Below are 26,255 nucleotides of genomic sequence, written 5' to 3' on the forward strand. Positions count from 1 at the left end.
ATAATGTACGATTACGAAGAGCTTTTGAACCGTGCAATGGCAAAGATGCCTGACACCGAGACTACGGACGCTCGATTCGTAATCCCTGAGCCGAGAATATTTTCCGAAGGCAAAACCACAATTCTGGATAACTTCGGAAATATTGCAGATATCCTTAACCGGGACCCTGACCACCTGATGAAATATCTCACCAGGGAACTGGGAACTGCAGGGAAGATAGAAGGCACACGTGCGGTCTTCCAGGGAAGGTTTACGAGAGCTCAGATCGCTGACAACATTCAGGCCTATGTGGACGAATACGTTATGTGTTCGGAATGCGAACGCCCGGACACCCAGCTTGTAAGGACGGATAGGGTTCTTGTCCTGAAATGTTCTGCTTGCGGGGCTCACAGACCTGTCAAAAAGAGAAAAGTAAGCAATGTGGTTGTCAGGGATGCCATTGAAGAAGGCGGAACCTACGAACTCCGGATAGATGCCGTTGGGTCCAAAGGTGACGGGATAGCAAAAATAGATAAGTATACTGTCTTCGTGCCCGGAGCCTCAAAAGGCGATGTGGTCAAAGTAAAGATAAAGAAAATCAGCGGAAACCTTGCCTTCTCAGAAAGGGCGGTTTAAGCTTTTTTAATATTTCAAGAGGCAGTCCAGGCCGACTACTAATATCAGTTCTCGTGCCCGGACAACTTAAGCCCCATTTTCAAGACTGATATTCTCAAACTGATATCTCAGATTAAACAGAGTATTCATGTTCAGCATTATATTCGGATATTATTTATTTTATATTCGGATATTATTTATTTTATATTCGGATATTGTCTATTTTTTAAAGAGTTTACGGCTTGTTGAGGCTGGTTTAGAGTGAATTTCTCGAATAAAAATACTTATACTTAGCTTCTGGAAAGAAAAGGAGCGCTTTAGTGAGCTTGTTTAAACGAGCTGTTTAACCAGAGACGGTTTTAAATATTTACCAGTCAAATCAAGAACCCGTAAGAAAATTACCTGTGAGAAAAAATGACTCCCGAAAAAAAGAATGTGCCGGACTTTTCTGCGAGAGACATAAATATAGAACTTCTCTCTATTCCAGGGCTGTCTGTGAACCTTCAGCGACATAAAGAAGAAACCTTGAAACTTACGGCAAGTGGAACACTTAAAGCAGTCTGCAGCCCTATCCTGAAAAAGATTAACTCACGCCTGCAGGAGGAAAAACCGGCTCTTGCACAGGAGGACAGGGTTATTCCTTCAGCCTGGTTGCCTCCCATCCCGAGTCCTGTTTTCAAGCGCCTCATTTTTGCAGAAGTCCAGATAGCTCTGGGAAAATATGTTCCTGAAACCGTTTCCATTGAGCTTACACGCCAGAACAGTTCAAGGTACCCGCCGGGAACAGATGCTGACGAATTGGATACGGATACAATTAAAAGAATAATAGATGAAGCCCTGGAACTTGGCACATTAATAATTAGTTTTACTGAGAATGACCCTCTGCTGCACGAAGAGATTTTTGAGCTTGTTGAGTATGTGGACAAAAAACGCGCTATAGTTAATTGTTCCACCTGGGGCACGGACTTCTCAAAAGAAACTGCTCTCCGCCTGAAAGAAGCCGGACTTCACTCCCTCATGGTCGGCGTTTATTCAACTGATCCCAAAAAACATGACGCTATCCGAAAATCCGAAGGAGCTTACGAGCGGGCAATCTCAACCATAAAAATGGCTCTTGAAGCCGGACTCCTGGTTGTAATGACAACGCATGCCTCTTTCTCAAACATGAAGGAACTTCCTGCCCTCTACGCGCTTGCATCGGAACTTGGAGTACATGAATTTTCGGTATGGGAATCAATGCCAAAAAAAAGAGGCGAACCTGTGATTACTGACAGGGATCGGAGGACAATTCTTGAAATGTATCACAGGATAAACTCGGACCCGGAAGGTCCCCGAATGTTTTCAAACACCTATTTCGAAGGACAGATGCTGGGTGCAATGGCAGGCAGGCGCTGGATGCATGTAACTGCAGATGGAGATGTAAAACCAAGCCCTTATCCTCCTTTCAGGTTCGGGAATGTAAAAGAAATACCCTTAAAAGAAATCTGGCATAGGATCAGGAGCTATCCGTATTTCCAGCGGCAGAAGAGTTTGAGCCCTATGCATGATCCTGAATTTATGGAACTAGTCGATAAAATCCCTGAAGAGGCAAAACTGCCCTATCCGTTTGAAGATATTTGCGAGAAATAACCGGGTCTTATTACATAATTACCCTGAATTTACTGCAGAATTGCAGAATTACTCTAAATCTACTGGCAGCCGGATGAGGATAGTAAAGGGACGAAAACAGGCAGTTAATAAGGGATAATAGGTGGATGATAGGTGGATGACAGTATCCGGGGCTGCCAGAAGATAAACATTTACATATGAGCAGGTATTTTTAAAGAGCAATTTAGCCGGAACGGAGTTTACACTCTTAATTACTTTACCCTTATTTATGTAGCAAAAAAAAGCTGCCTTCAGCGCTTTCGGGAAAAGGCAGCCCATGAGGGACTTTATGAATACTAAACTTGACCCGTGGAGTTCAAGCGATATCACTGACTATTCCAAGTTATTCGAAGAATTCGGGATTTCTCCTTTTGAAAATGTACTTCCGGAAATCCCTTGCCCGCATAGGTACATGCGGAGAAAAGTTATCTTCGGGCACCGCGACTACGAACAGATTGCAGAGGCTATGCGGACAGGTGCCCCTTTTTCAGTTATGGACGGTTTTATGCCTTCAGGAAAGGTCCACCTCGGGCATAAGATGGTCATGGACCAGATAGTCTGGCACCAGGAAATGGGAGCTTCAGCCTTTGTAGGGATCGCGGACAGGGAAGCTTTTTCGGTGCGCGGTTTTTCCTGGCAGAAGTGCAGGGAAATAGGGGTAGAAGAATACATATTAAGCCTGATTGCCCTTGGTTTCAAACCCGAAGGCCTCATTTACTTCCAGTCAGGTTGCGGGAGCGTTAAAGACCTTGCATTTGAACTCGGCGCTAAAGTCAATTTCTCAGAATTGAGTGCCATTTACGGCTTTTCAGGAGAAACAAGCCTCTCCCATATGCTCAGCGTGGCAACCCAGGCTGCAGATATCCTCCAGCCCCAGCTCGAAGAATTCAGTGGACCGAAGCCTGTTGTGGTTCCCGTAGGTCCGGACCAGGACCCTCACCTCCGCCTTACAAGAGGGCTTGCAGGCAAAATGAATATGTTCAGGGTAGAAGAGCGAGAAGATGTAAAGACAGGAAGGAAATACCTGAGTGTCCGGGGAAAAAACGCCCAAAAAGAAGCTTTGCAGGAGCTCAAGAAACGAATTCCCGGAAAAATAAAGCTCTACGAAGAGCATATTGACGTGCTCGAATATCCCGATCTTGCAGGGCTTGAAAAGATTGTCAGGGAGGTTGCAGTCGAGTTCGAAGGCTACGCTTTCATTCCTCCGGCATCCACATACCACCGTTTCATGAGCGGACTACAGGGCGGGAAAATGTCCAGCAGCATCCCTGAAAGTCAGATTGCCCTCACGGATAACCCGAAAGAAGGGGCAAAGAAGGTAAAAAGGGCAAAGACCGGAGGCTGTGTAACCCTCGAAGAGCAGAAGAAGCTTGGCGGAAAGCCTGAAGAGTGTTCTGTCTTCGAGCTGATGCTTTTCCACCTGCTTGATGATGATAAAGAATTGCTGGAGATAAGGCAAGAATGTGTCTCAGGCACAAGGATGTGCGGCTCATGCAAACAGCTTGCAGCCGAAAAAATGCATGAATTCCTTAAAGATCATCAGGAAAAACGGGAACTTGCGCGGGAACAGCTTGATGAGTACAGAATTATCTACAAAAACTGAATTGTTCAAATTAAGCTGTTCAAATTAAATTATTCAAACTAAATTAACCATAAACTTATCAAATTCTTATAAATAATCGATTTCTCAATCATTTCAGGAAGATCAGGATGTGGTCACAGTATGAGTGCTCAGGAAAACCTTACAATTAACGAGAAAAAGGTCTTGCTCGCCCTTGAGGAATTGGGGTCGGCAGCCCCCAATAAACTGGAAGAGGAATCAGGACTGCAGGTGGATGCGGCAATGCAGGCAGCCTTCATGCTCCAGGAAAAAGAGCTTGCTTCCGTTTCCGAAAAAGTGCTCGAACGCTACTCCCTTACGAAGGAAGGGGAAGAATATACGAAAACCGGGCTTCCGGAGCGCCAGATAATTGGTACCCTGAAAGCCCCTGAATCCCTTGAAGAACTGAGGAACCGTTTTTCTCCTCAAACCGTGGGAATTGCAACCGGCTGGCTAGTAAAAAAAGGATGGGCAAAGGTTGAAAACGGATTGATGGTGCCTTCGGGAGAACCCCCTGCTGGCAAAGATGAAGAAGCCCTTGCATCTTTTGCAGGCAAGGCAAAGACTCTCGAAGAGCTTGCAGCTGACGAAAGGACTGTAAAGGACCTGCTAAAGCGCAAACTTGTTGTAAAACACGAAGAGAAGTTCAGGACGGTTTCAATAACGAGTGCAGGAAGTGCTCTTGCAGCACAGGGTATTGTCCTTGAAGAAGAAATTGCTCAGATTACATCCGACCTGCTGAAGAGCGGTTCATGGAAAGGAAAAAAATTCAGGCCCTACCGACTCGACATCACTCCGAAACCTCTTTACGGGACCAAAATTCACCCTTACAGGCGCCTGATCGAACAGATGCGCCAGATCTTCCTGGAGATGGGCTTTACAGAGATCAAAGGCGGCATAATCCAGAGCTCTTTCTGGAACTTTGACGCCCTCTTCCAGCCCCAGGACCACCCTGCAAGAGATATGCAGGATACATTCCACCTCGGCAGCACCTGCCAGATCCCAGCTGAATACTCAGATAAGGTAGCAGCTATGCACGAGAGTGGAGGGGACATTGACTCCTGTGGCTGGGGAGGGATATGGGACAGGGAACTTGCCGGGCGTAATGTACTCAGGACCCATACCACTTCAGTAACCATAAAGTATCTCGCAGACCACCCCGAACCTCCTGCAAAAGCCTTCTGTATTGACAGGGCTTACCGCAGGGAAACAATTGACCCGACCCATACCCCCGAGTTCGAACAGCTTGAAGGCGTGGTCATGGGTAAAGATATGTCTTTTGCAGACCTCCTCGGGCTGCTTGCAGAGTTCTACTACAGGATGGGGTTCGAAGAAGTCCGCTTCCGCCCCGGCTATTTCCCCTATACAGAACCTAGCGTGGAACCTGAGGTTTATGTGGACGGCCTCGGTTGGGTTGAACTCGGAGGTGCAGGTGTCTTCAGAAAAGAAGTCACAGAACCTTTCGGGATCAAAGAACCCGTCCTTGCCTGGGGGCTCGGGGTAAGCCGGCTTGCCATGCTGAAACTCGGACTTAAAGACCTGAGACTCCTCTATCAGTCTGATATTGACTGGCTCAGGAGGAGCGAGGTTTGCAAGATCTGAAAACTTAAAGCGAAGTATGCAGCATCTAAAAACTTAAGTGACTCATGGGCTGTAAAAACTGCCTGCTCCAGCCCACAGGCAATTTCTTTTTTCATATTTCTCTTTCACGATAAGAGGTTGGTATTTTGATACTCGATTTTTGACACTCGATTTTACCAGTGCGGTTGAAGATTACTCGCTAATTTCCCCGAAGCCGATAGGCCATGCTGCGCACAAGTTTGGGAAAAAAAATAGGACTGAAAAGCGCCTTCAAGGCTGCCCCTGGAAACTTCACCGAGAAACAAATGTTAAGCAGCTCCAGAACCTTATTTCTCACACGAAAATTTAAAACCGAAAAGAACGAACACAAAAGAGAAGACCAATCATGAACGCAAAAAAATATGGAGAAACTACTAAAAGGGACTGGTACAGGACATCTCTCATACTTCTTCTATTTATTGCAATAACGGCTCTTTCCTCTGTATTTCTGCTTCCTGACTACTGGTATCTCTGGCTACTCTGGTAATAATCATAGGAATTCTGCTGCTTGTTATCTGGCACGCTAAAAATTTCGCTTACCGCTGCCCGGAATGCGGAGAGTTCTTTGAGGTTTCAACTCTAGAGAACTTCCTTGGCCCCAATTGCCTAAATAAAAAGTACCTGAAGTGTCCCAAATGTGGAAAACGGGGCTGGGCTAAAATTCTCAAGATTAAAAGATAAATCGTCTCAGGAATAAACGTTACCTGAGAATTGTTATCTGGAAATTGTTATCTGGAAATTGTTGTTTGAAACGCGGCCTTTATTTGATGAACCTGAAATCTTACTTGAAAAAGGGAGGGGAAAAGATTTCTGAAGAGTCGACGAAAAAAGCTTCAGGAGATAAACCGGAAAATACTGGAGCAGGTCAGGAGAATATGATGCAGAAAAATAGTCCCAACCCTCCGACAGGGGAGAGAATCTCCCTTCTCCCTCTCCTTACTGTCAATTTCATAGGTACGCTCGGGTTCAGCATAGTTCTCCCCTTCCTTGTATTTCTCGTGAACAGGCTTGGAGGAAATGCTTTCATTTACGGGCTTGCAAGTTCGATGTACCCTGCTTTCCAGCTCATAGGCGCCCCTATTCTCGGCAGGTGGTCTGACATTTACGGGCGTAAAAAGGTCCTGCTCTTAAGCCAGCTAGGGACCCTGCTCTCATGGATCATCTTTTTTGCAGCCCTCTTTCTTCCGGTCTCTACTTTGTTTAAAGTTGATTCCGAAGTCCTGGGAGCTTTTGCCTTTACCCTGCCCCTTGCAGTGCTCTTCTTTGCCCGGGCTCTTGACGGGCTGACCGGAGGGAACGTGTCCGTAGCCAATGCTTACCTGGCAGACATTACTGAAGAAAAAGACAGAAACCGAAATTTCGGGAAAATGTCGATTTCCTCAAACCTCGGGTTCATAGTTGGCCCTGCCCTTGCCGGGCTTTTGAGCGTAACAGAATACGGAGAAGCGGCTCCTGTCCTTGGGGCAGTAGTGATTTCACTTATAGGGACAGCACTTATTGTGTATTATATCCCCGAAAAGAAAGAGTGTTCTCTTGAGGGACCTGCAAATATTGAAAATGTGAGAAAAGTATTTGGTTACGAGATAAAGGAATGCAGGGCTGCACAGGAAACAGGGAAACCTTCCTTCAGGGAGGTTTTAAAGCTTCCTGATGTCCCTTATATGCTCAGCCTTTACTTCCTCATTTTTCTCGGCTTCAATATTTTCTACACCGCCTTTCCACTGCATGCGATTGCAGCTCTTGACTGGGACATCATGGAAATGGGTGTCTACTTTACTGTCCTGAGCGCACTTCTGATAATTGTACAGGGCTCTATACTCCCAGGGCTTTCAAAAAGATATTCGGATGCCTCACTTATAATATTCGGAAGCCTGATGCTCGGCACAAATTTTCTGCTGCTTATCCCGGGAGACCTCTTTCTGACCTATCTTGCAACAGGGTTTTTCGCACTGGGTGACGGGCTTATGTGGCCTTCATTTCTCTCCCTGTTATCAAAAATTGCAGGGAAGAACTACCAGGGAACCGTACAGGGGTTTGCTAGCAGCTTCGGAGGGCTTGCAAGTATAACCGGACTGATCCTGGGCGGGCTTTTATATGAACTGTTTGCAGGAAGAGCCTTTTTGCTTGCAGGTATGGTAATTTATATCGTATTTTTGCTCAATTTCAGGCTCAGGAAATTTGAGAAAGAGCTAAAATACTGAGTCCGGCATCTTAATCTTCTGGCTCAACTGTTTATAAGAAATAAACATTCAGGCACTCATTTAACAACCAGAAAAAGGTAAGGTTTAATTTCCGGAGGAATTAGCATGAATAACGTATTCAAAGTTTTAATATCTATTTTAGCGATCATTCTATTATTAGGGGTTGTAGTGATAGTGGGGGGGCTCGCTTATTTCCTTCCCGTGGAAAGAAGTAGCGAAGTAGAACAGACAGTTGTCTGGGAAGAAAGTTCGCAGGATACATTCGTGAGCGAATTACACAGCTATGAAAACAGTTTTGAGTTAATCTACAGTCCGATAAATCCAGGCACTATAATCGACTGTTACGTGAGCTATCACTTTCAGGAAAATGGAAACACGCTGGAAAATATTGACAGAAAGTTATATGAAAATGTATCAGTTAAAGATCCGATTTTGCTTGAGTTTCCGAGAAAAAAAGAATCCGTATACAAACTTGATATAATAATACAGGATAAAACCGGAGACGTATTGCATAGAAGTGGGATGGAAGTTCACTCCAGCTCAGAGAATACGAAATGAAAGGCAGGCGGAAAAACCAAACTGTTTAAGTAACTAGGGCTATATATTGAAAATACCATCAGTTCAAATAGAGAATTCCGCAATGCATCTTCAAAATGAAAAAACATCAAGTAAAAAAAGCATTAAGTAAAGAAGATTATCAAGGTAAAGAAGGTTATCAAGTAAAGAAATATCAAGGTAAAGAAAGTAATCAAGGAAGAAGACTATCAAGGTAAAGAAAAGCAGGGCTAAAAAGCACAGGTAATAAAAAGCCAAAAAAGGAAACAGTAAAATGTTCGGTAACTCCCTTATTCTCATTATATTCGGATTTATTTTTCTTCTTTCTTTTATTCTCTGGGCCTGGACCCTTGTTGACTGCCTCCGAAAGGAGACGGATGAAGGGAATACACGCCTTATCTGGGTCATAGTTATTGTTTTTACATATATTTTAGGAGCTTTTCTTTATTACCTTATCAGGCAGCCTAAAAGAGTCAAAGAACTTGGGCGGTAACCTGGAGAGAGCCCTGGTAGCTCCTGAAAAGTCTAAGAGATTTCCTGAAAAGATTCAAGAGAGATCGGGAAAATTTTCAGGGAATATAGAAGGATCGTATTTGAAGAATAGAGAATTCAAATATATGAAGAAAAGAGAGAGGATTTCCCTCTCATAACGTTTTAAGGTATTCAACAACATCATCTACATCTTCATCGGTCATTTTCCACCTGGGCATCGTCAGGTCAAGAGGCTCCCCTGAGGGATCAATGCCTACCAGGATTGCCCTTTTGATGGTCTCTTCCGTGTACGGAGGGTGTTCTTCCTCTTCTTCATGGTCTTCAGAAACAAGGCTTTCATACCTGATATCCGAAGGGGTTTCATAACCCATCATTATCGGATAGCCTCCTCTACCGTCAGTCCGGTGGCAGTCAACGCAGCTCCCTCCATGAACGTACAGCCAGCGAGGGCCGTACTCGATCTCGATAATCTCACCGCTTTCGTTAAATCCTGTATAATAGATTAACTCCCCGTTTGACTCAAAATCAGTTATGTTATAGGAAGGAGAAATCCTGCCTGGGTACATTCCACTACCTGGGTACATTCCGCTTCCAGGATACATACCTCTACCAGGATATGAAGTCCTGTTTTCCGGAGAAGTACCAGGCCGGCCGAAGCCGTCTCCGGAACGAGAAAAATCCCACATTGTCCCCAACATAAAAATAAGGATAGCTATCCCCGCAATTAATAAAACCAGCAGGATATTCAGAAACGGACTTCTTTTGCTTTCCCCATCTGCGATAATTCAACCCCCTTCAAATCAGATCTGATTCGATTAGCAGACCTGTTGATCCTATTAGTCAATAAAGTTAACATACCTTATTCATCAGTCAAGAAGCCAGGCTTTCTACACCGATTTTATCTTCTTTTTCCCCTTGTGCGCTTTGAAATGAATCTGGTCGCTGCAGAAACTAAGGCTACCAGAGCCAGTATCTTTCTCAAGCTGCGAAATATTCCGAACATTAAATCACCCCATCTTTAAAGCTCTTGCATTTATCGCTACGATTACGGTACTCAGGCTCATGAGAACTGCACCTATGGCAGGACTCAGTAAAATGCCATATCCATAAAGCACCCCTGCTGCAAGCGGAATTGCAAAAACGTTGTACCCGGTTGCCCAGAGCAGGTTCTGATACATCTTGGAATATGTCCTTCTGGAAAGCTCAATAATGTACAGCACGTCCCTCGGGTCATTTTTGACCAGCACAATATCAGCGGTTTCGATTGCAACATCCGTACCTGCCCCGATAGCTATTCCCACATCAGCCTGAGCAAGCGCAGGAGCATCATTGACACCGTCCCCAACCATGCCGGTAACATACTGCTTCTGGACTTCTATGACCTTTGCTGCCTTTTCGTGAGGAAGGACCTCTGCAAAGTAGTCGTCAAGATCAAGCTCCCTGGATACCCAGGCAGCAACATACCGGTTGTCCCCTGTAAGCATCAGGCATTTTATGCCCATTCCTTTGAGTTTTGAAATCGCTTCCCTTGACTCCTTCCTGACAATATCGGCAAGGGCAAGGGCTCCGAGTACCCTATCCCCTTCAAGCAGAAATACAACTGTTTTTCCCTGCTCCTTAATTTCGTCAATTTTCTTATCTTTCAGGCCGATTCCGGCTTCCTCAAGGTAGCCGGGGCTTACTACGAAGTATTTCTTTCCTTCAATTATGCCCTCGATTCCTTTCCCCGGAATGGAACTGAACTTTTCGACCGTTACAGAATCTATCCCTTTTTCCCTTGCACTGTCAAGAATCCCTCTTGCAATCGGGTGTTCTGAACTGGCTTCAAGGGAAACTGCAAGACTGAGAATCCTTTTGTCATTTATTTTGTCGTTTGTTTCTCCACCTTCACCTCCGAGAGAAACCACATCCGTTACCCCAAACCGACCTTCAGTGAGAGTACCTGTTTTATCAAAGATTACAGCCTCAAGGCTGCGAGCTTTTTCAAACGCCTGCCTGTCCCTGATAAGGAGTCCGGACTTTGCTGCCATCGAAGTTGAAACCGCAACCACTAGAGGGATTGCAAGCCCAAGGGCATGCGGGCAGGTGATGACCATTACGGTAACCGCTCTTTCAAGGGCAAAGACAAGTGCCTGCCCGAAAAGGGTCCAGAAGACAAAAGTGAAGGTCCCGACAGTCAGGGCTATGATCGTGAGGTACAGTGCAGCCCTATTTGCCAGGTCCTGAGTTTTTGATTTGCTTTCTTGCGCTGTCCTGACGAGTTCGACGACCTGGTTGAGGTAGGTGTCCTTCCCTGTTTTTTTGACCTCCACGACAAAAGCCGCCTCTCCATTGATAGAGCCTCCTATAACCTCATTTCCCGGATTTTTCGTGACAGGCTTTGACTCCCCTGTAAGCATCGATTCATTTACGTTGCTTGTTCCCTCTATTACAGTCCCGTCAACAGGTACTTTTTCCCCAGGCTTGACCAGAACCCTGTCCCCGATTTTCAACTGGTCAACAGGCACGTCAACAGTTTCGCCGTTTTTTCTCAGATGAGCAACCGAAGGCATGATTTTAACCAGCTCTTCAAGCGCCCTTGAAGCCCCCATTACAGAGCGCATCTCAAGCCAGTGCCCGAGCAGCATGATATCGATAAGGGTTACCAGTTCCCAGAAAAACACCTCTCCCATGAGCCCAAAGACCACAGCAGAACTGTAAAAATAAGCTACACTTATAGCGATAGCTATAAGGGTCATCATTCCAGGCGATTTTTCAGCAAGCTCCTGTTTTATCCCTTTGAGAAACGGATAGCCGCCGTAGAAGTAGACGACCGAGGAAAGCAAAAAGATGATGAAATCCGCACCAGGGACAAGAAACTCAAAGCCAAAAAAACCCTGGATCATAGGAGAGAGCAGCAAAACTGGGAAAGTTAACACGAGAGAAACGATAAATCTTCTTTTGAAATCTTCAAGCATATGGGTATGATGATTTCCGTGGTCTTTCCCGCCGGAAGGTCCATGGCCCTCATGCTCCATTCCTTCATGCTGCTCATGGCCTTGATCTTTCACTCCCTCATACTGTTCATAACCCTTATGTTTCATCTCTCCATGCTGCCCGTGATCCGTCGCTTTCTCTTCAGTAAGCATTGTCTGGTCTTCCGGATGACCTTCATGCAACACGTTTTCTGCAGGCTCATTCCTACCTTCTTTATGAGATTCATGGGAATTTCCTGACATTTCCCTGCCAGAGTTGTCTTTTTTATCGTGAAGAGAGGGCTCATTTACCTGAATTTTAGAGCTATCAGTATTTGCCCCTTTATCCTCAGCCTGCATAATCCCTCATACCCCTGATTTTAATTTTATTTAAGATATTATAGTTCCTTAATATTATTTTAAAATAAGGGAATCAAATGTCCTGAGTCGGGAAAAAGGTATGACTTTTAAGCACACTCAGATAAACTCATTGAAATGTACCACAACTTCATAAAATACATAAAGATGAATAGGTAGCCTATAGTGTAGATTGTAGAGAATGGAATTTATAGAGAATGAAATTTATAGAGAATGGAATGAGAAAGGATGAAGTTCGACATCTAAAAACTCAGGTACAGCCACTAGGAACATTCGCGTACGAGGAAGGAGCAGATCGAAAAACTAGATGAGAGTATCATCAGCAAATAGTGCACATCCAGATCCTGATACAGGAAAAAAGTAGGTTAAACATTAAGCTGCTTCCGAAGAATTCGCAAACAAAAACTATGGGAGAAGTTCTGGTGAGATAACACAAATTGAAGTTATAACAGGTCTATTCAAAATACTTAAATATGTTACTGTCGTTTATTTTTAAGGAGGCAGCAAAATGTTGGGTCAACAAAAAGAAATTGAGTGCGAACTATTTGAAATATATAATAAGAATCTGGATCGATTTTTTTCACTAATAAAATTTGTATTTGTAATATTTGGGCTATATACTTTAACATTATCTAACGTATACGGTAAACTCAATATACATGCACTTGACAACGTACAAATTATTTCGATGTATTCTCTTCTTGCATGTTTACTTTTCATTAGCATAGCCTTTATTGTTCCATTTTCACAGCTGATAGTGCCAAAGGAATACAAGTTAAAACAAATCGGAAGTTCTATTCAATTTAGAGAGGAAGACGAACTTAAAATACACAATAGAAAATTGCATGTAGTGGTTCGACAACAAGAAAACTATTATGTAAACTCATTTTTGCTGGTTTTGCTCTCTCTTATTTTCTTTTGTGGCCATTTTGTACCGTTTGTAATTTGTGTCGCCATTCCGGTTTTCATGATTTCCGTTTTATACCATCTTACATTTTCCGAATGGATGAAAAAAGAAAACAAAAGTATCAAAGTTGCAAAGCCTTACAAAGGATAAAAATCAACTTTTTCTTCAATTCTTATATTTCTTATTTTCCTTCGACATATGCTTTTTTTAATTCAATTATTCGATATAATTTATAAATTAGAGATATTTGACCGACTATACTCAAATTAAATATTAAGCTGCTCCCGAAAAACATGAAAAGAATTAAAACTATGGTGAAGACAAATCACTGTGAGACCAATTTTTTGACATTATTTTGTTATCATTTTAAAGCTTAAAAGAGTAATTAATAAAGGAGTCAGAAACTAATTGTACAAAAGAAGATAACTAAGGTTGTTATAGTGAGGGTTAAAAGTCACGGATTTATCTTCACTCATGTTTTTTTGACTTTGTAAAACTCCTCAGTTTAAATCAAAACCACAACCTCTTTACCTTTATTTTGTATAGTTACTATATACAACCTCTTCGGAAGCTCTCTTCTTCAAATTCTTCGACTTCGAAATTTTCATGTCCTTTTGCCAGGCGTTTAACCCTTTCTCTACTAAAAAGTGCACTATAAACCCGCCCGCAATCTCGTACATACCCTCTTCTCTGTGAATTCTTGTTCTATGCTTAAAAGCCATAAGAGATTTAAATCAATATAGATTTCAGAACTTTAAAAAAATCCGGTTTAAACTCTCAAAAGGATGGATTTTTGATATGAAAGAAAACATCGATGAAATTGATGCCTATTTTAACAAAAAAGGGGAACCGACTGAAGCTGAAAATGTCAAACAGGGACATTGGGCAATGGAAAAGGCTTCTATAACCGGAGTTTATACTTTATAGTATAAAGCCACATCAAGCGACATGATCTACATAGGGTCTAACAAAAAATTAATTATGTTGGGTAACAATTCCAAGCATTTTAATATAAAACCGACAAATATAGAACCAATTAAATAAATCGGTGTGGCACAAAAATAGTTAATTTCCCACTATATGGGGTCTAACACAGGATCTCTGTAACAAGACGCCCTATTATGGTTTCTTTAGTATAATATGGTGAAAATCATATAAGTATCAATCGGTGGGCTAGTTCAATATGTGGCGACGCCAAAATTGAACGAAACAAGTTTGGAACTTAATTAATTTCTTGTTAGACCTACATAATATCCATAGCTGCACCACGATTTTTATGAGATCTTATAAACTCCGGTATAAATCCTACAAGAAGAAAACTTCTCAGGCTAGTTGGAGTCTTTGGGAAGACTGAAGAACAGTTAAAGGAAGAGTCAGGGTTAAACGATTTCTTCTTTAAGTTTCATATGGATCTTCTGTTAAACGATAAATTCTTGAAATTAGAAAATGGAATGTACCGTCTTACAGATACCGGAATTTCTCTACATGACTCTGTGTGTTGAATAAATAAAAACGAATTAAATATCCAGAATCAAAGCAAGTAAAGGCGACTGTGTGCAAGATAATGAGGCAGTACAGAAACAACTCCCCTGGATATTCCAGTGCTCAGGATCCTCAAATTCAGGGCAGGCAACGAATGATGCATGTAGGCTTCTTCATTGGAATAAAAGGCGAAAATTGAGTGCATCCCCTCAATAGGTACTCACATCGAGAATTTTATCGCGCCTAACAGGTCAGGCCGGAAGGTTATCTGCGTCGACAGATATTCGAACAACTGCACCCTTAAAACGCTAGAACAGGCGGAATTAACCTAAGGTCTGCCTGATCGTCACCGAGTTAGGTATCAAGAAGAGCATGGACATGAAGTACGGGCAGGAAAAGATACAGAAAGTGAAATCAGAGTTGGAGAAGCATGTCTAACCCCTCATTTATCATATTTTCCTTTTCCGATTCATATCAGGTTTTTCTCTTTTATCCCTGAAGCTGAGTAAATATTTAATTTCTTTTAAATATTTAACTCGTTATATCTCTTCTGAATATGTTTTTTAGTTCTATTCTGCGTCAGATATAATACGCAATTGAGGAACAGAATTAATACAGCATTTTTAGTTAATCTACTACTATTTTACTATTCCAGATAGTTTCCAAGATTAGAATTAATAATAAAGCCTGCAAAAACTTAGAACTGAGACATAAATTATTCAATCATATGAAAGAAAGTACTTGCAATGCCAGAACCTATCTAACTGGGGCTTGTTCTTGAAGAAGATGAAAAAACACTTAGTTTTTTAAAAGAGACTAACTGCAAGACTTTTACTATGACGCGAATATAATTGAAAAGAAAGAAAGAAAGAAAAGAGAACATGGAGGTAAGAATTTTCTCTCTTCTCATTAAAAAGTAAACGGCCTCATTACTTAAAAAACTTTTTAGAGTTTGGTTTACATTGTCTGGAAGCCCTCATGAATCCAAAGACGTGGCTGAAGAACTGAAGACGTCTTTTTTAATGATCTGTGATCTCGGAAAACTGCTCTTAGCGACTGGCTGAGGACGACAGGAAAAGCCAGGGAGCCTGAAAGCTTAAGCTTATCGCCACTTTTAGTAATGCAAATAAAATAGCAGACTCTATAGTACTTCAATCCCATCAAGAAGCCTCTTAAACTGTCTTTCTACAATTACTCGATCCGACTGCACTTAAGTATCCTTAGTTTGTATATCACATCATGGCGTGAGTTCACGGATCCTTGGGGACTTTGAGAACTGGCCTGGTAATATTTTGATTATTGAAGATTATTGAAGCCTGACGAGCCGATTGAAAGCATTTTAAATTCTCAAGCGTGTGTAAGTCAGGTTTCGTCCATGGGGAAAAAGGTGGCAAACTTAAAAGATGGAAAATTAGAGCTATTAACAGATAAAAAATAGTTTTCGGGTTCTGGTAGATTACCAGCCTTCAATATTTAAAAGCATCGGTTCAGGACATAAGAGCCTGATCATGAATGCAGTTGTCGGAGCAGCGAAAGCTGCGAATATCCTGGATGTCCCTGTTGTTCTATCTTCTATTAACCGTAAAGCAATGGGCGAGTTTATCCCGGAAGTTAGCAAAATGTTCCCGAATCAGGAAGTGTTTGCACGGGGAGGTCCGAGTTTTGATGCTTTCGAAAATGAAAAAACCCGGATGCCATTAAGAAGCTGGATAGAAATAAAATGGTCATTTCAGGACTATGGACCAGCATGTGCTTTACATATACTGCTCTACACGCCTTAAAGGAAGGGTATGAAGTTTACGGATTGATCGATGCTGCTGGGACTCGACTCCAGATGCGCATAAATATGGAGTCAAGAGAATGCTACAGGCAGGAGTCATCCCGATTACGACCGAATCGCTGGTCTCGGAATGGATGCATGATTGGAATAATCCAAAGGCAGGCGAGCTGATAAAAGAGGTTTATTCAAAATATGGTGCAATGATCGGGTTTCAATAATTTTCCAGGAAGAATAGAGTATCAAATAACAACTTCATAGCAACGGAGAATATCATGATTGAAACTAGAAAGATAGCAAAGGTCCTGAAGAGTAAGCCCACAATTGAAGGAGCAGGGGTCCACCTCAAAAGAGCATTTGGGTTCAGCCAGGTTCCTATTTTCGACCCCTTTTTGCTCCTTGATGATTTTAGGTCCGATAATCCGGAACACTACATCAAAGGTTTTCCCTGGCATCCTCACCGTGGCATAGAGACAATCACGTATGTTCTTCGTGGTGATGTCGAACATGGGGACAGCATGAGAAACAGAGGAATTATTTCATCAGGTGATGTGCAATGGATGACTGCCGGAAATGGAATTATTCATCAGGAAATGCCCAAAGGAGATCAGGAAGGTTTGATGTATGGATTTCAACTATGGGCTAACCTACCTAAATCTCACAAAATGATGGACCCGCGATACAGGGACGTGAAAAATGACCAGATCCCGACGCTATCGCTGGAGAATGGCACAAAGATAAGGGTCATTTGCGGAACCGTCGGAAGTAAACAGGGGCCAGTTAGAGATATAGTCACTGATCCAGAATATCTTGATGTAACTGTTCCAGCTGGATCGGAATTCTTTCACCCTACCAGACGTGGACACACAGTGCTGGCTTACGTCATTGAGGGAAAGGGATACTTCTGCAAGGAAAAGGATCCGTTTTCCTACGAGATACACGGTATCAACTATTTTGATATGAAGCGAGACCCTTTCCTGGAAAACGGAGATGTTGTTCTCTTTAGTGATGGTGATCAGGTTATGGTTTCAACCGAAGGAGATCATGTCAGGTTCTTGCTAATATCTGGAAAGCCTATTGGTGAACCGGTCGCCTGGTATGGTCCTATTGTAATGAACACTCAAGAGGAGTTGCGTATCGCTTTTGATGAACTGAACAACAGGACTTTTATAAAGCAACATAGAAAGGAGAGGTAACTAAAATGAGCAAGTATCAAGAGCATGGGGGCCTCATGATGCTCTTACTCCAGAAAATTCGGCGCTACTGCTTATCGATCACCAGGTAAGTCTCATGCAACTTGTGCGAGAATGACTCAGGAAGAGTTTAAGAATAATGTCATAGATATGGCCAAGACGGCAAAGATATTTGATCTCCCCGTGATCCTCACCACGAGCTTGGACTGGGGACCGAACGGCACTATTCTTCCTGAATTGAGTACATTATTCCCGATGTTAAGGTAATCCACCGTCCCGGTATTATTAACGCATGGCACTGGCAGGAATTTAGAGAGGCTGTAAATAATACGGGAAGAAAAAAGTTCATAATTGCAGGAATCAGCGATTCAACTTGCTTGCAATTTCCGTCATTAGATGCAGTTCTTGATGGGGGTGACGTCCACGCAGTCATCGATGCGAGTGGGCCTGTAAGCATTTTTGAACGTGAAGCTACCATAGCTACTCTTGCCCAAGCGGGTGTGAAGATGCGCAACTGGTGGTCGGTTGGTGCAGAACTTCAGGCAGATTGGCGCATAGACGAAGCAAAAGGATGGCTATATACAAGGTATTCAGAGAGCATCTGCCTAGCTGGGGGTCACCTGCTCGATACTGCGATGGCGTATGGCAATGGAAAGATGGTCACACCAAAGTGAACACGGACAGAGTAAGAGGCATGCGGCAATTATTACACAAGATTCCTTTTTTACTTAGATCCTCTTATACGAAGCCGTTTCTGGACTTGTCTAGTACATGATACTGCAGTAGAATCGAAAAAGATGAAATATTTGCTGAAAAATGGTTTCTATGAAACCAATTAAATCAGCTGTAAGAAACCGAAAATAAACAAGTAAAGATTTACCAGGTCATTCGGTCTAGTTAATGGTAATTCGTTATTATGGGGTTTGTTATTTCAGGATATTTTTGCAGAGCTTAAAAATTATATATGCACCTGGTTTCTTTGATAACTTTACCAGTGTTATCTTTTTCTAAGAATCTCATGATTTCTTTGTCATGGGAAATCATTGTCTTACAATACGGGCATGGTTCTGCGTTTTTGTATGTTATAGCGTGCTTAAATGTTTCTGCATCTTCAAATTGAGCAATTTTTGAGCTGAACCATTTTTTACAGTTTGGACACCTAACTTCACAGATTTTTATCTCGCTCATTTTCCCATCATCTTTACATTTAATTTCAGATTGTATAAAGAAATATAGAACTTATATATAAAGTAGAGTGGCAAAAATTAGTCATTTTGTGGCACTAAAAGGACAGGTTCTCCCAATATATTTTTCGTGCATTTACAAAATAAATGGCTGTTACAGAATATAGTCCAACTGTTAAAAAAAGAAGAAATCAAGTAGAACCCGGAGAAAAAAACCAGAAACTAACAGCTTAGTTTTTAAGAGAAGGATCTGAAAAAAGAAACTGAAAAACAGATATTTCTTTAAACATAGTGAATCAGGATAGTCTTCTACACATATTTTCATTTTTTCTTTGCAGTGTTGATCCCAAGAATAGTATAAGGAGTGCAGTGTCTAAGGATCGAGCTATAGAGTCCGGTAAAAGCTATAAGCGCGACGATCCACTTTAAAGGAGAACTCTTTACAAGGTTCATTGCAAGAGCAAGAGTTGCAACCACTCCAAGTATGGTTCGGATGACGAGGTCAAAGCCTCCTACGTTTTGTTCCAGAAATAATCGTTTGATATTCATCGGACAAAACCCCCTTATAAACCCTCTTACATACTTATAGATCCCCTCAATATATAGCGTTATTCTGTTTGTATTCTGTTTATATTTCGCTTGTCAAAAAAGTCCTGAACAGGGAAACTATGAGAACCCCCTGTAAAAAAGGTCCGTAAATTCCCGAAAAATCACAAAATATATAACAAGAGATGAGAAGGTTTCTAGCTATGCCCGAAATAAAAATTGACAGGTCTCTCTCATACATCGAAGGCACCCAGCGCGTGTATGATGAAGCCACGACCCTTGAAAATACAAAAGATCAGATAAAAAAGATAGGTGTTACCCGAATTGCAGATATCACAAACCTGGACAGGCTCGGGATTCCGATCTTCTCGGCAATCCGCCCCAGTGCCGCCCCGGGAGCGATCAGCATCTACTCAGGTAAAGGCTCAACCGAGCAAAGAGCCAGGATTTCGGCAATAATGGAGAGTTTTGAGCGCTGCCTGGCAGAAAGACCCGGCCTGAACGCAAACATTCCGGGAGACATTTCTGCTCCGGCCCTTGTAGAGTCTTATTTAAATGCCAGGGAAAACTGCAGCGTGCTTGACCCCGGTTCCCTGCTCCTGGCCCAGCCCTTTAACCCAAGCTCTCTGCTTGAGTGGGTAGGAGCGCACGATTTGCTGAGCGGAGAAGAAGTATTCGTGAGCGCAAATGCTGTCTACCACCCCTATGACGCCCCGGGGCAGTGCCAGAAGTTTTTCCTGAGCAATACCAACGGGCTGGCTTCAGGAAATGTGCTTGAGGAAGCTATCCTGCACGGGCTTCTTGAGGTTATAGAAAGGGATGCAATCAGCATAGCCCAGTTTACCCGAGACCTTGGAAAAGAGATTGTGCTGACCGAAGAAGACGGATACCTGTATGATCTTGCCCGGAAGTTCAAAGATGCCGGAATAAACCTGAAAGTCTGGCTTGTCCCCACGGATACCGGAATCCCTACAGTTATTGCGGCGACTGATGACGCAAAATTGAAAGATCCGGCTCTTCTGGTTATGGGGGCAGGCTCCCACCCTAAACCTGAGATCGCAGTTGCAAGGGCAATAACTGAAGCTGCACAGTCGAGGGTTGTCCAGATTCAGGGCGCAAGGGAAGACACGGACAGGGAAGGCTTTATCAGAAGCGTAGGGTACGACCGCATGAAGCGCCTGAACTGGTTCTGGTTCCAAGAAGGAGAAAAGATTTCCCTTTCCGAAGTGCAGGACCTCTCCAGAAAGAGCCCTGCAGAAAATATAGACGTGATACTTGAAAATCTAAAGAGCCTTGCTGAAAGGGTGCTTGTAGTGGACCTCTCAAGAGAAGAAATCGCAGTGCCTGTAGTCAGGGTAATCATACCGGGCTTTGAACTTTTCACGATCGACCGTGACCGCAAAGGAAAGAGAATTAACGCAGGGAAGAAGAGAGAGTTTTCCAGGGACATAAACGATAAGCCGTGGAAAAGAAGATGAAAGCAAGAGCAGTCATTTTCACAGGAAATAGCATCAGCCATGAAGATGCAAAAAAAATCCTCAGGGCAAACTACCAGCCCCCCGTACGCAGGTTCCAGCTTGAAAAATTCGTCCAGCAGGGGTATACGGTCATGGGGATCATAGACGGGATTTTCTTTGACCGGGCTGCAGTAGGACACAGAGAGATAATGTCTGCCCTTAGTGCAGGAGTGAAAGTTGTGGGTGGTGCCAGCATGGGAGCCCTTCGGGCTTCGGAACTGGACACACATGGCATGATAGGCGTCGGGAAAGTCTATGAATGGTACCGGGATGGCATTATCGAGTCCGATGATGAAGTAGCCGTAAGCACCAATCCTGATACGTTTGAGCCCATCTCCGTGCCCCTGGTAAATATCCGGGAAACCTTTAAAGCCGCTAATGCTGCCGGACTTGTAAGTGAAAAAGAACACGATGACCTTCTGGAACTTGCAATCAATACTTACTACCCTGACAGGAGCTATCTCGGACTTACAAAGGAAGGGGCAAAAAAGGGTCTGATGCCGGAAGAAAAAAGAAAGAAACTTCTTGATTTTTGCATTAACAGCGAAGTTGATGTAAAGAGGCAGGATGCAGTCCTTGTGCTTGAAACCGTAAAAAAACTGGTTGAAGAGGCTGAAACTTAAGGTCTTATAAAATCAACGGTTTCAGCTCTTCAAACCTATTTTTTGAGATTATAGCTTCTTCAAGCCTGTTTTTTCAGATTTTCTTCTGTGAGTCTCCTTTTATATTTCGGGGCTGGTCTTCAGCCTTTCAGGCAAATTTCAGCGCTTTATTATGTACAGCCTGATGATGTACAGGCTTACGAGCAGGACAATGAAATTATATGCAGCCGTGAAAATGTGGATATACTGATACTCGAACCACATATTGATTACCCGCGATATGGAGAAATAGAGCTGGAAGGTTGCCACAAGCAGAAGCAACATGGCAATCAAAAAAACTCCTTTCTTGAAGTTCTCCCCGAGATCTGGCGCCTTTGCCTTTATTGTCTCTGGTCTGAGATCCTCTGTATTACTGAGGTCTTCTGTTTCACTCATCCAAACCGCCTCCTTAAAACTGCTGCCGAACAAAGCAGGACTGCTGACAGGAGCAGGCTGAACCCTGGAGTAGGTTCTTCTTCATATTCCTCTTCAGGGACCATTTCATATTCGTCCACATTTTCGAATTCACTGGTCTGAATCTTTTTTGTCTCAGTTGCAGTCTTATCCTTAACCTCTATTTCCGGATGGAGCTGGATATAATCTTCTCCACGCCTAACGATAGTATCATTGTTCCAGATCAACACTTCGACAGCATAGTTGTACTGGTCCGGCATTGTCAGGTTAACACTCCGGATAACTGTTGCCTCGGGCTTGATTTCCCCGGTCTGAATCCAGACCTTATCTGCAAGGAGACCTGCATCCATTTCCCGGACCTTGACAAGTGTACGAAAATCCTGACTGGTTTTCTTGCCCTCGTTTGTCAGGTAAATATCGCTTTCAATGAGGACTTTTCCGTCCTCCACCTTCCTGACCCTGAAATCCATTTCGGAAATTTCGATCCCTATTTCCTGCACGTCAGCAGGCAGAAAATCCAGGTTGTAAACTTTGATTTCCCCGCTGCCCTTCTGGATTTTGTCTTCGAAGATAACCGAACGTATATTATATCCTCCGGTCTTGGGCAGGCTCAGGCTCTGACTTACGGCTCTTGTTTCCCCTGCTTTCAGCTTTCCGAGCTTCAATTCCTCCTGTACTTCAAGCAGCCCGCTCTCTCTGCTGTAAACTTTCAGAATAAGAGAGGTGTTTTTATCTGTGTCCCCCTGATATTTTTCTACGTATGTAGTGACGTTGAGGTCTACAAAAGAAGTCCCTGCACGATCTGCTGAAATGTCCATATCCCTGATGTTGTAGTAGCTTTCCTCTTCAAAACTCCGGATGCAACCGCTTCCTGAGGTAAAAAGGAGGATAATGGACATCAAAATTAACATATGGGTTGGTTTGATCCTCTGTTTTCCCAAGGTCTATCCTCCTCTTCATTAATTGCATTAAGGAGTATATGCTTTTTGCCTTTATGGACATTTTTCCCTTTCCGTAGGAATTATTTGATAAAAATTATTAATATATACCCATTAAAGCTCGAGTATGGAGTAAAACTCAGATTATTTGATCATGGAGAGTAGACTATAGGGAAATTTCCACTCGCGACAGAAGGTTCATAAAAAGCAAAAAGTGCATCTTGTTCAGAGAATCGCGGAAGCATAGTTCTTCTGGACTTTGTGGAAAGGAACGATATGATTATGATGGGACACTGGAAAAAGCTAGAGTCGACCGGTTCTTGATTGGAGAAATGATGGAAAAAGTAGGACGGCATGCAAAAGCCGAAGTCTTATCGTGCGTGCACTCTGTCCCTAATAGAAACCTTAATTTTGGATCATTTCCTTCTCATCGAACTTCCGCAACTCCCGCATTCCATTTCATTGCAGGGTACCCCCGGCTTGTGGGGAGCTTCGAGCCCGCACTGAGGACAAATACACGTGCCTCCGGGACCACCCGAGGCTTTTGCACTCCTGACCCTGCACCGTTCTTTACCTTCATTACTTTTGCCTATCCCTGGACCCTGACCTGCAGGACCATTACCGTCTCCTCCTGGCATTTGTAAGTTTCTCCTCAGTAAATTGACTCTTTATTCGACTTTCTATTCAAAATCTGCACATGGATTTATATATATGTATCAACCTCCGAGAGGCAATTACCTGAAAACAGGCTAAAACGGTCCCGATCAGGTTTTCGGTCAGGTTTTAATAAATGGAGTCTGAAAAGCACCCAGAAACGTTAAGCAGAGTAGAATTCGATATCGTGAAAAAAGGCTTCGAATGGCTCTTTGCCCAGCAAATTCAGTCCGTAAAGGAACTTGCAAGTACAGTATCGGCTCATGCTTTATGGGGACTCCCGAACCCCTATATTACCCGCCTAATCCGTAAAAAAGAAGGTGACTGCTGGAACTCCTCAGTAAGAGACACGGCGAGAGCCTGTTCAGCCCTTTCGGTTGAAGGGATTATATTCAGGGCACCGGAAAAGTGGCTGCTTTCCATGAAAAAAGAAGGCTCATGGAACGAAGATGTCTATGATACTGCCTATAGTCTTGCGGCTCTCGCTGATATGGAGGTTGCCGATATAGAGGGATGTAACTGGCTATACGAAAACTACGGTCCTGCCTGGGAGCAGGTTGGCACTACTTCCCTCATTATCTCGGCCCTCAAAAAACAGGAAAACCTGACAGAAAGCAGGAATTTTGAAGCTTTTATCCGGGAAAAGGCTGAATGGATTCTTTCAAAAAAAGGACAGGATGGAGGCTGGGAATATATTTCCACAAGCAATCTGGCAATTCAGGCTCTTCTCCTTGCAGGTTTCAAAAAGGAAATTGGGAATTCAATCGATTGGCTCCTTGGAAAAGCCCGGAAAAGTGGAGCCTGGGGAAACAAAGAAGACGACATAAACGCAACTTCCCTGGCTCTGAGCACACTCGGGATGTACGAACGGTCCTGAACAGGCAAACTTGATTTATTTCTTTATCCTTTTTTATTTTTATCCTGAGACTTTTCTCCTTCTCTTTCATCCGGTTTTTATATTGGCTTTTTTTCTTTTCAGTCTTTTATCAGGATCTACTTACAGAAAGCTGTTTCCCAAAAAATATAAATTAAAACCCAGATTTAGGCAGTTTTTCACCAATAAACATATATATTAAAGAATATTATTTTATCTTATCAATTAAGATTGCTATAGAGAAAAAAACAACAAATCAAATTTTTATTCTATTTTGTCGAGGAGGAAACCTGATCATGTAGATCGAATGGACTCTAAATCCGTTCAGCCGGGTTAGATTCCCGGGGTTTCCGCCACGTTTCTGAATCCCGGAATGGCACTTGCATAACATTCCACTGAGATTTTTTATAGAATCAGGAAACACTTTCCAGAGTCTATAAACTATTCTATTGCCTGGGATCATCTCAATCTCTTTTCCGGGTAGCTGTCAGCAATTGCTGGCTCCACGCTTATGTTCTGTAAGCCGGGGTTCTGAATACTGTTCTTGGAAATTATCCGGGTTTTAGTTCACCGAGGGGTAACACTATGGATAAAAAACCACTAGACACTCTGATATCTGCAACCGGACTCTGGATGTCCAGGACCGGAATAATTCACAAAATCAAGCACCATGAAGTCTCAAGAAGGAAGATATATATCGAAATGGCATGCGGAGACAGGCTTGTTGTAAATAATTCCAGGAGCAGCAGGACCGCAAGGGCGCTCAGGCACCACAAATACAGGAAGACTTGTAAGCACTGCAGGGTTTCGGATGATGAAATTAATAACTTCCTCACAAAGACAAGCGTAGATCAGACCAGCGTGAAAGTCAAGGTAGTTTCTGCTCCTAGAGTCAGGAAGGCCATGCCAAAATCCGTTGCAAGAGCCCCAAAATCGCTTGAAAACATGGCAACGGCACAGGCTCTGCCTTCGGAACCTCAACCTGTACCTGCAGCAATGGACAGATCTGTATCTACATCAGCACAGGTTTCTGAATCATCAAATGTTTCCGAGTCAGCACATGCTTCCGCATCAACAACAGGCTCTGCTCCGGCAACCTCCGCATCAGCAAAGGGAATGACAGATTCAACTGTATCTTCAGCTACTCCCGTTCCTGTGAGTATTCCTGCACTTACAAAGAGCCAGATCGACAGACTTGAAGGCCTGTTAAGCCCGACGGATGAGATTACCCTGGACTCCGGAACACCTTTCAGGGAACTTGAGTCCGAATTGCTCTCCCGGAGAAGAAAAGACCTGCAGCAGATATATGCCGAAGAAAGGGAAAATTACCTAGGGAAACTCGAACGCGAGACTACAAAGTTCTTTGTGGAAAGGGGTTTTCTGGAAATCAAGTCTCCGATTCTGATTCCTCTTGAATATATCGAAAAGATGGGCATTGACAACGATAAGGAACTTTCAAAGCAGATCTTCAGGGTTGATAAAAACTTCTGCTTAAGGCCCATGCTTGCCCCAAATCTTTACAATTACCTGCGAAAGCTTGATAGATCCCTACCTGACCCGATAAAAATCTTCGAGATTGGGCCCTGTTACCGGAAAGAATCTGATGGCAAAGAGCACCTGGAAGAGTTTACCATGCTGAACTTCTGCCAGATGGGATCAGGCTGCACGCGAGAAAACCTTGAAGCCATTATTAAAGATTTTCTGGACTATCTTGGGATCGACTTCGAGATTGTAGGGGACTCCTGTATGGTCTACGGGGATACTCTTGATGTCATGCACGGTGACCTGGAACTTTCCTCAGCAGTTGTTGGGCCCGTACCCATGGACCGGGACTGGGGAATTAATAAGCCCTGGATAGGCGCAGGTTTCGGGCTAGAACGCCTGCTGAAGGTTATGCACGATTTCAAGAACATTAAGCGTGCTTCAAGATCCGAATCATACTACAACGGGATTTCCACTAACCTCTGAATCGGGAATTCCCTTAAGATATACAGTGAACTGCCTTGAGTGTACCGGGCAGAGATATCAGATGACAATAATTGAAGAATATCAATAAACGGCAACAGACAGCAATAAAAACTTAAAAT

At 43.2% G+C, this 26,255-nt stretch carries 26 protein-coding genes; 18 read left to right on the forward strand and 8 right to left on the reverse strand.

Translation table 11 applies throughout. The features are described from left to right. The first annotated feature begins 3 nt into the window (after positions 1-3). The 8 genes from ACZ5A8_RS20960 (at position 4) to ACZ5A8_RS20995 (ending at position 8,710) form a co-directional block, all read left to right on the forward strand. Positions 4-615: a translation initiation factor IF-2 subunit beta gene (locus ACZ5A8_RS20960; RefSeq protein WP_229389434.1), complete on the forward strand. Its 612-nt coding sequence runs from the start codon at positions 4-6 to the stop codon at positions 613-615. A 393-nt stretch (positions 616-1,008) separates the two neighbouring features. Continuing rightward, positions 1,009-2,223, forward strand: a complete 1,215-nt coding sequence (locus ACZ5A8_RS20965) for a radical SAM/SPASM domain-containing protein (RefSeq protein ID WP_464531326.1) — start codon at positions 1,009-1,011, stop codon at positions 2,221-2,223. A gap of 307 nt (positions 2,224-2,530) precedes the next feature. After that, positions 2,531-3,844: a tryptophan--tRNA ligase gene (locus tag ACZ5A8_RS20970; RefSeq protein ID WP_464531328.1), complete on the forward strand. Its 1,314-nt coding sequence runs from the start codon at positions 2,531-2,533 to the stop codon at positions 3,842-3,844. A 120-nt stretch (positions 3,845-3,964) separates the two neighbouring features. Further along, positions 3,965-5,443, forward strand: coding sequence for a phenylalanine--tRNA ligase subunit alpha (gene pheS, locus ACZ5A8_RS20975; protein WP_464531329.1), 1,479 nt, complete (start codon positions 3,965-3,967; stop codon positions 5,441-5,443). A 364-nt stretch (positions 5,444-5,807) separates the two neighbouring features. Next, a complete protein-coding gene (locus ACZ5A8_RS20980) occupies positions 5,808-5,948 on the forward strand; it encodes a hypothetical protein (RefSeq protein WP_464531330.1) in 141 nt (46 codons plus the stop codon). Positions 5,949-6,339: 391 nt separating this feature from the next. Further along, entirely contained in the window at positions 6,340-7,662 is a 1,323-nt protein-coding gene (locus ACZ5A8_RS20985) for an MFS transporter (RefSeq protein WP_464534241.1), read from the forward strand. A gap of 105 nt (positions 7,663-7,767) precedes the next feature. Next, positions 7,768-8,220 (forward strand): hypothetical protein, encoded by a 453-nt coding sequence (locus ACZ5A8_RS20990; protein WP_464531331.1) that lies wholly within the window; start codon positions 7,768-7,770, stop codon positions 8,218-8,220. A 271-nt stretch (positions 8,221-8,491) separates the two neighbouring features. Further along, entirely contained in the window at positions 8,492-8,710 is a 219-nt protein-coding gene (locus ACZ5A8_RS20995) for a PLDc N-terminal domain-containing protein (protein ID WP_229389424.1), read from the forward strand. 151 nt (positions 8,711-8,861) lie between these two features. Here ACZ5A8_RS20995 and ACZ5A8_RS21000 read toward each other — a convergent pair whose 3' ends face one another. Together ACZ5A8_RS21000 and ACZ5A8_RS21005 are read right to left on the reverse strand one after the other, a co-directional pair. Next, complete coding sequence (locus ACZ5A8_RS21000; protein ID WP_464531333.1) at positions 8,862-9,395, reverse strand: c-type cytochrome; 534 nt, start codon at positions 9,393-9,395, stop codon at positions 8,862-8,864. A gap of 321 nt (positions 9,396-9,716) precedes the next feature. Further along, positions 9,717-12,023 (reverse strand): heavy metal translocating P-type ATPase, encoded by a 2,307-nt coding sequence (locus ACZ5A8_RS21005; protein WP_464531334.1) that lies wholly within the window; start codon positions 12,021-12,023, stop codon positions 9,717-9,719. A 526-nt stretch (positions 12,024-12,549) separates the two neighbouring features. On the opposite strand from ACZ5A8_RS21005, the gene ACZ5A8_RS21010 reads away from it, so the two are divergent. Then, positions 12,550-13,098: a hypothetical protein gene (locus ACZ5A8_RS21010; RefSeq protein ID WP_464531335.1), complete on the forward strand. Its 549-nt coding sequence runs from the start codon at positions 12,550-12,552 to the stop codon at positions 13,096-13,098. 383 nt (positions 13,099-13,481) lie between these two features. Here the strand turns inward: ACZ5A8_RS21010 and ACZ5A8_RS21015 are convergent, their stop codons facing one another. After that, positions 13,482-13,670, reverse strand: a complete 189-nt coding sequence (locus ACZ5A8_RS21015; RefSeq protein WP_464531337.1) for a hypothetical protein — start codon at positions 13,668-13,670, stop codon at positions 13,482-13,484. Between the two features lie 76 nt (positions 13,671-13,746). Here ACZ5A8_RS21015 and ACZ5A8_RS21020 point away from each other — a divergent pair, with 76 nt between their 5' ends. The 5 genes from ACZ5A8_RS21020 to ACZ5A8_RS21040 all read left to right on the forward strand — a co-directional run bounded on the left by ACZ5A8_RS21020 (position 13,747) and on the right by ACZ5A8_RS21040 (position 18,074). After that, the gene (locus ACZ5A8_RS21020) at positions 13,747-13,875 is read left to right on the forward strand and encodes a hypothetical protein (RefSeq protein WP_464531338.1); all 129 of its coding nucleotides are present in this window, start codon (positions 13,747-13,749) and stop codon (positions 13,873-13,875) included. A gap of 2,063 nt (positions 13,876-15,938) precedes the next feature. Then, a complete protein-coding gene (locus tag ACZ5A8_RS21025; protein WP_464531339.1) occupies positions 15,939-16,211 on the forward strand; it encodes a cysteine hydrolase family protein in 273 nt (90 codons plus the stop codon). Next, positions 16,178-16,381 carry a hypothetical protein gene (locus ACZ5A8_RS21030; RefSeq protein WP_464531340.1) on the forward strand — a complete coding sequence of 68 codons (204 nt, stop codon included), beginning with the start codon at positions 16,178-16,180 and terminating at the stop codon, positions 16,379-16,381. The genes ACZ5A8_RS21025 and ACZ5A8_RS21030 overlap by 34 nt, the downstream gene beginning before the upstream one ends. Positions 16,382-16,482: 101 nt before the next feature. Further along, positions 16,483-17,403: a pirin family protein gene (locus tag ACZ5A8_RS21035; protein ID WP_464531342.1), complete on the forward strand. Its 921-nt coding sequence runs from the start codon at positions 16,483-16,485 to the stop codon at positions 17,401-17,403. A gap of 263 nt (positions 17,404-17,666) precedes the next feature. Continuing rightward, entirely contained in the window at positions 17,667-18,074 is a 408-nt protein-coding gene (locus ACZ5A8_RS21040) for a cysteine hydrolase family protein (RefSeq protein WP_464534243.1), read from the forward strand. Positions 18,075-18,351: 277 nt separating this feature from the next. On the opposite strand, the gene ACZ5A8_RS21045 is transcribed toward ACZ5A8_RS21040, so the two are convergent. Both ACZ5A8_RS21045 and ACZ5A8_RS21050 read right to left on the reverse strand, forming a co-directional pair. Then, complete coding sequence (locus ACZ5A8_RS21045) at positions 18,352-18,588, reverse strand: hypothetical protein (RefSeq protein ID WP_229389405.1); 237 nt, start codon at positions 18,586-18,588, stop codon at positions 18,352-18,354. Positions 18,589-18,905: 317 nt separating this feature from the next. After that, complete coding sequence (locus tag ACZ5A8_RS21050) at positions 18,906-19,133, reverse strand: YgaP family membrane protein (RefSeq protein WP_464531343.1); 228 nt, start codon at positions 19,131-19,133, stop codon at positions 18,906-18,908. 200 nt (positions 19,134-19,333) lie between these two features. On the opposite strand from ACZ5A8_RS21050, the gene ACZ5A8_RS21055 reads away from it, so the two are divergent. Together ACZ5A8_RS21055 and ACZ5A8_RS21060 are read left to right on the forward strand one after the other, a co-directional pair. Further along, positions 19,334-20,608 (forward strand): YcaO-related McrA-glycine thioamidation protein, encoded by a 1,275-nt coding sequence (locus ACZ5A8_RS21055; RefSeq protein WP_464531344.1) that lies wholly within the window; start codon positions 19,334-19,336, stop codon positions 20,606-20,608. Then, positions 20,605-21,270: a TfuA-related McrA-glycine thioamidation protein gene (locus ACZ5A8_RS21060; RefSeq protein ID WP_464534245.1), complete on the forward strand. Its 666-nt coding sequence runs from the start codon at positions 20,605-20,607 to the stop codon at positions 21,268-21,270. Before ACZ5A8_RS21055 ends, ACZ5A8_RS21060 begins: the two co-directional genes overlap by 4 nt. 138 nt (positions 21,271-21,408) lie before the next feature. Here ACZ5A8_RS21060 and ACZ5A8_RS21065 read toward each other — a convergent pair whose 3' ends face one another. The 3 genes from ACZ5A8_RS21065 to ACZ5A8_RS21075 form a co-directional block, all read right to left on the reverse strand. After that, the gene (locus ACZ5A8_RS21065; RefSeq protein WP_464531346.1) at positions 21,409-21,684 is read right to left on the reverse strand and encodes a hypothetical protein; all 276 of its coding nucleotides are present in this window, start codon (positions 21,682-21,684) and stop codon (positions 21,409-21,411) included. Then, a complete protein-coding gene (locus tag ACZ5A8_RS21070) occupies positions 21,681-22,643 on the reverse strand; it encodes a DUF7490 domain-containing protein (protein WP_464531347.1) in 963 nt (320 codons plus the stop codon). The genes ACZ5A8_RS21065 and ACZ5A8_RS21070 overlap by 4 nt, the downstream gene beginning before the upstream one ends. A gap of 413 nt (positions 22,644-23,056) precedes the next feature. Beyond that, positions 23,057-23,278: a hypothetical protein gene (locus tag ACZ5A8_RS21075; RefSeq protein ID WP_464531348.1), complete on the reverse strand. Its 222-nt coding sequence runs from the start codon at positions 23,276-23,278 to the stop codon at positions 23,057-23,059. Between the two features lie 152 nt (positions 23,279-23,430). Between ACZ5A8_RS21075 and ACZ5A8_RS21080 the strand changes: the two genes are divergently transcribed. Together ACZ5A8_RS21080 and pylS are read left to right on the forward strand one after the other, a co-directional pair. Continuing rightward, on the forward strand, positions 23,431-24,171 hold the full coding sequence (locus ACZ5A8_RS21080) for a prenyltransferase/squalene oxidase repeat-containing protein (RefSeq protein WP_464531349.1): 741 nt from the start codon (positions 23,431-23,433) through the stop codon (positions 24,169-24,171). Positions 24,172-24,753: 582 nt separating this feature from the next. Further along, positions 24,754-26,136, forward strand: coding sequence for a pyrrolysine--tRNA(Pyl) ligase (gene pylS, locus ACZ5A8_RS21085; protein ID WP_464531351.1), 1,383 nt, complete (start codon positions 24,754-24,756; stop codon positions 26,134-26,136). Positions 26,137-26,255 lie beyond the last annotated feature (119 nt).

Source organism: Methanosarcina subterranea (genome assembly GCF_055385895.1).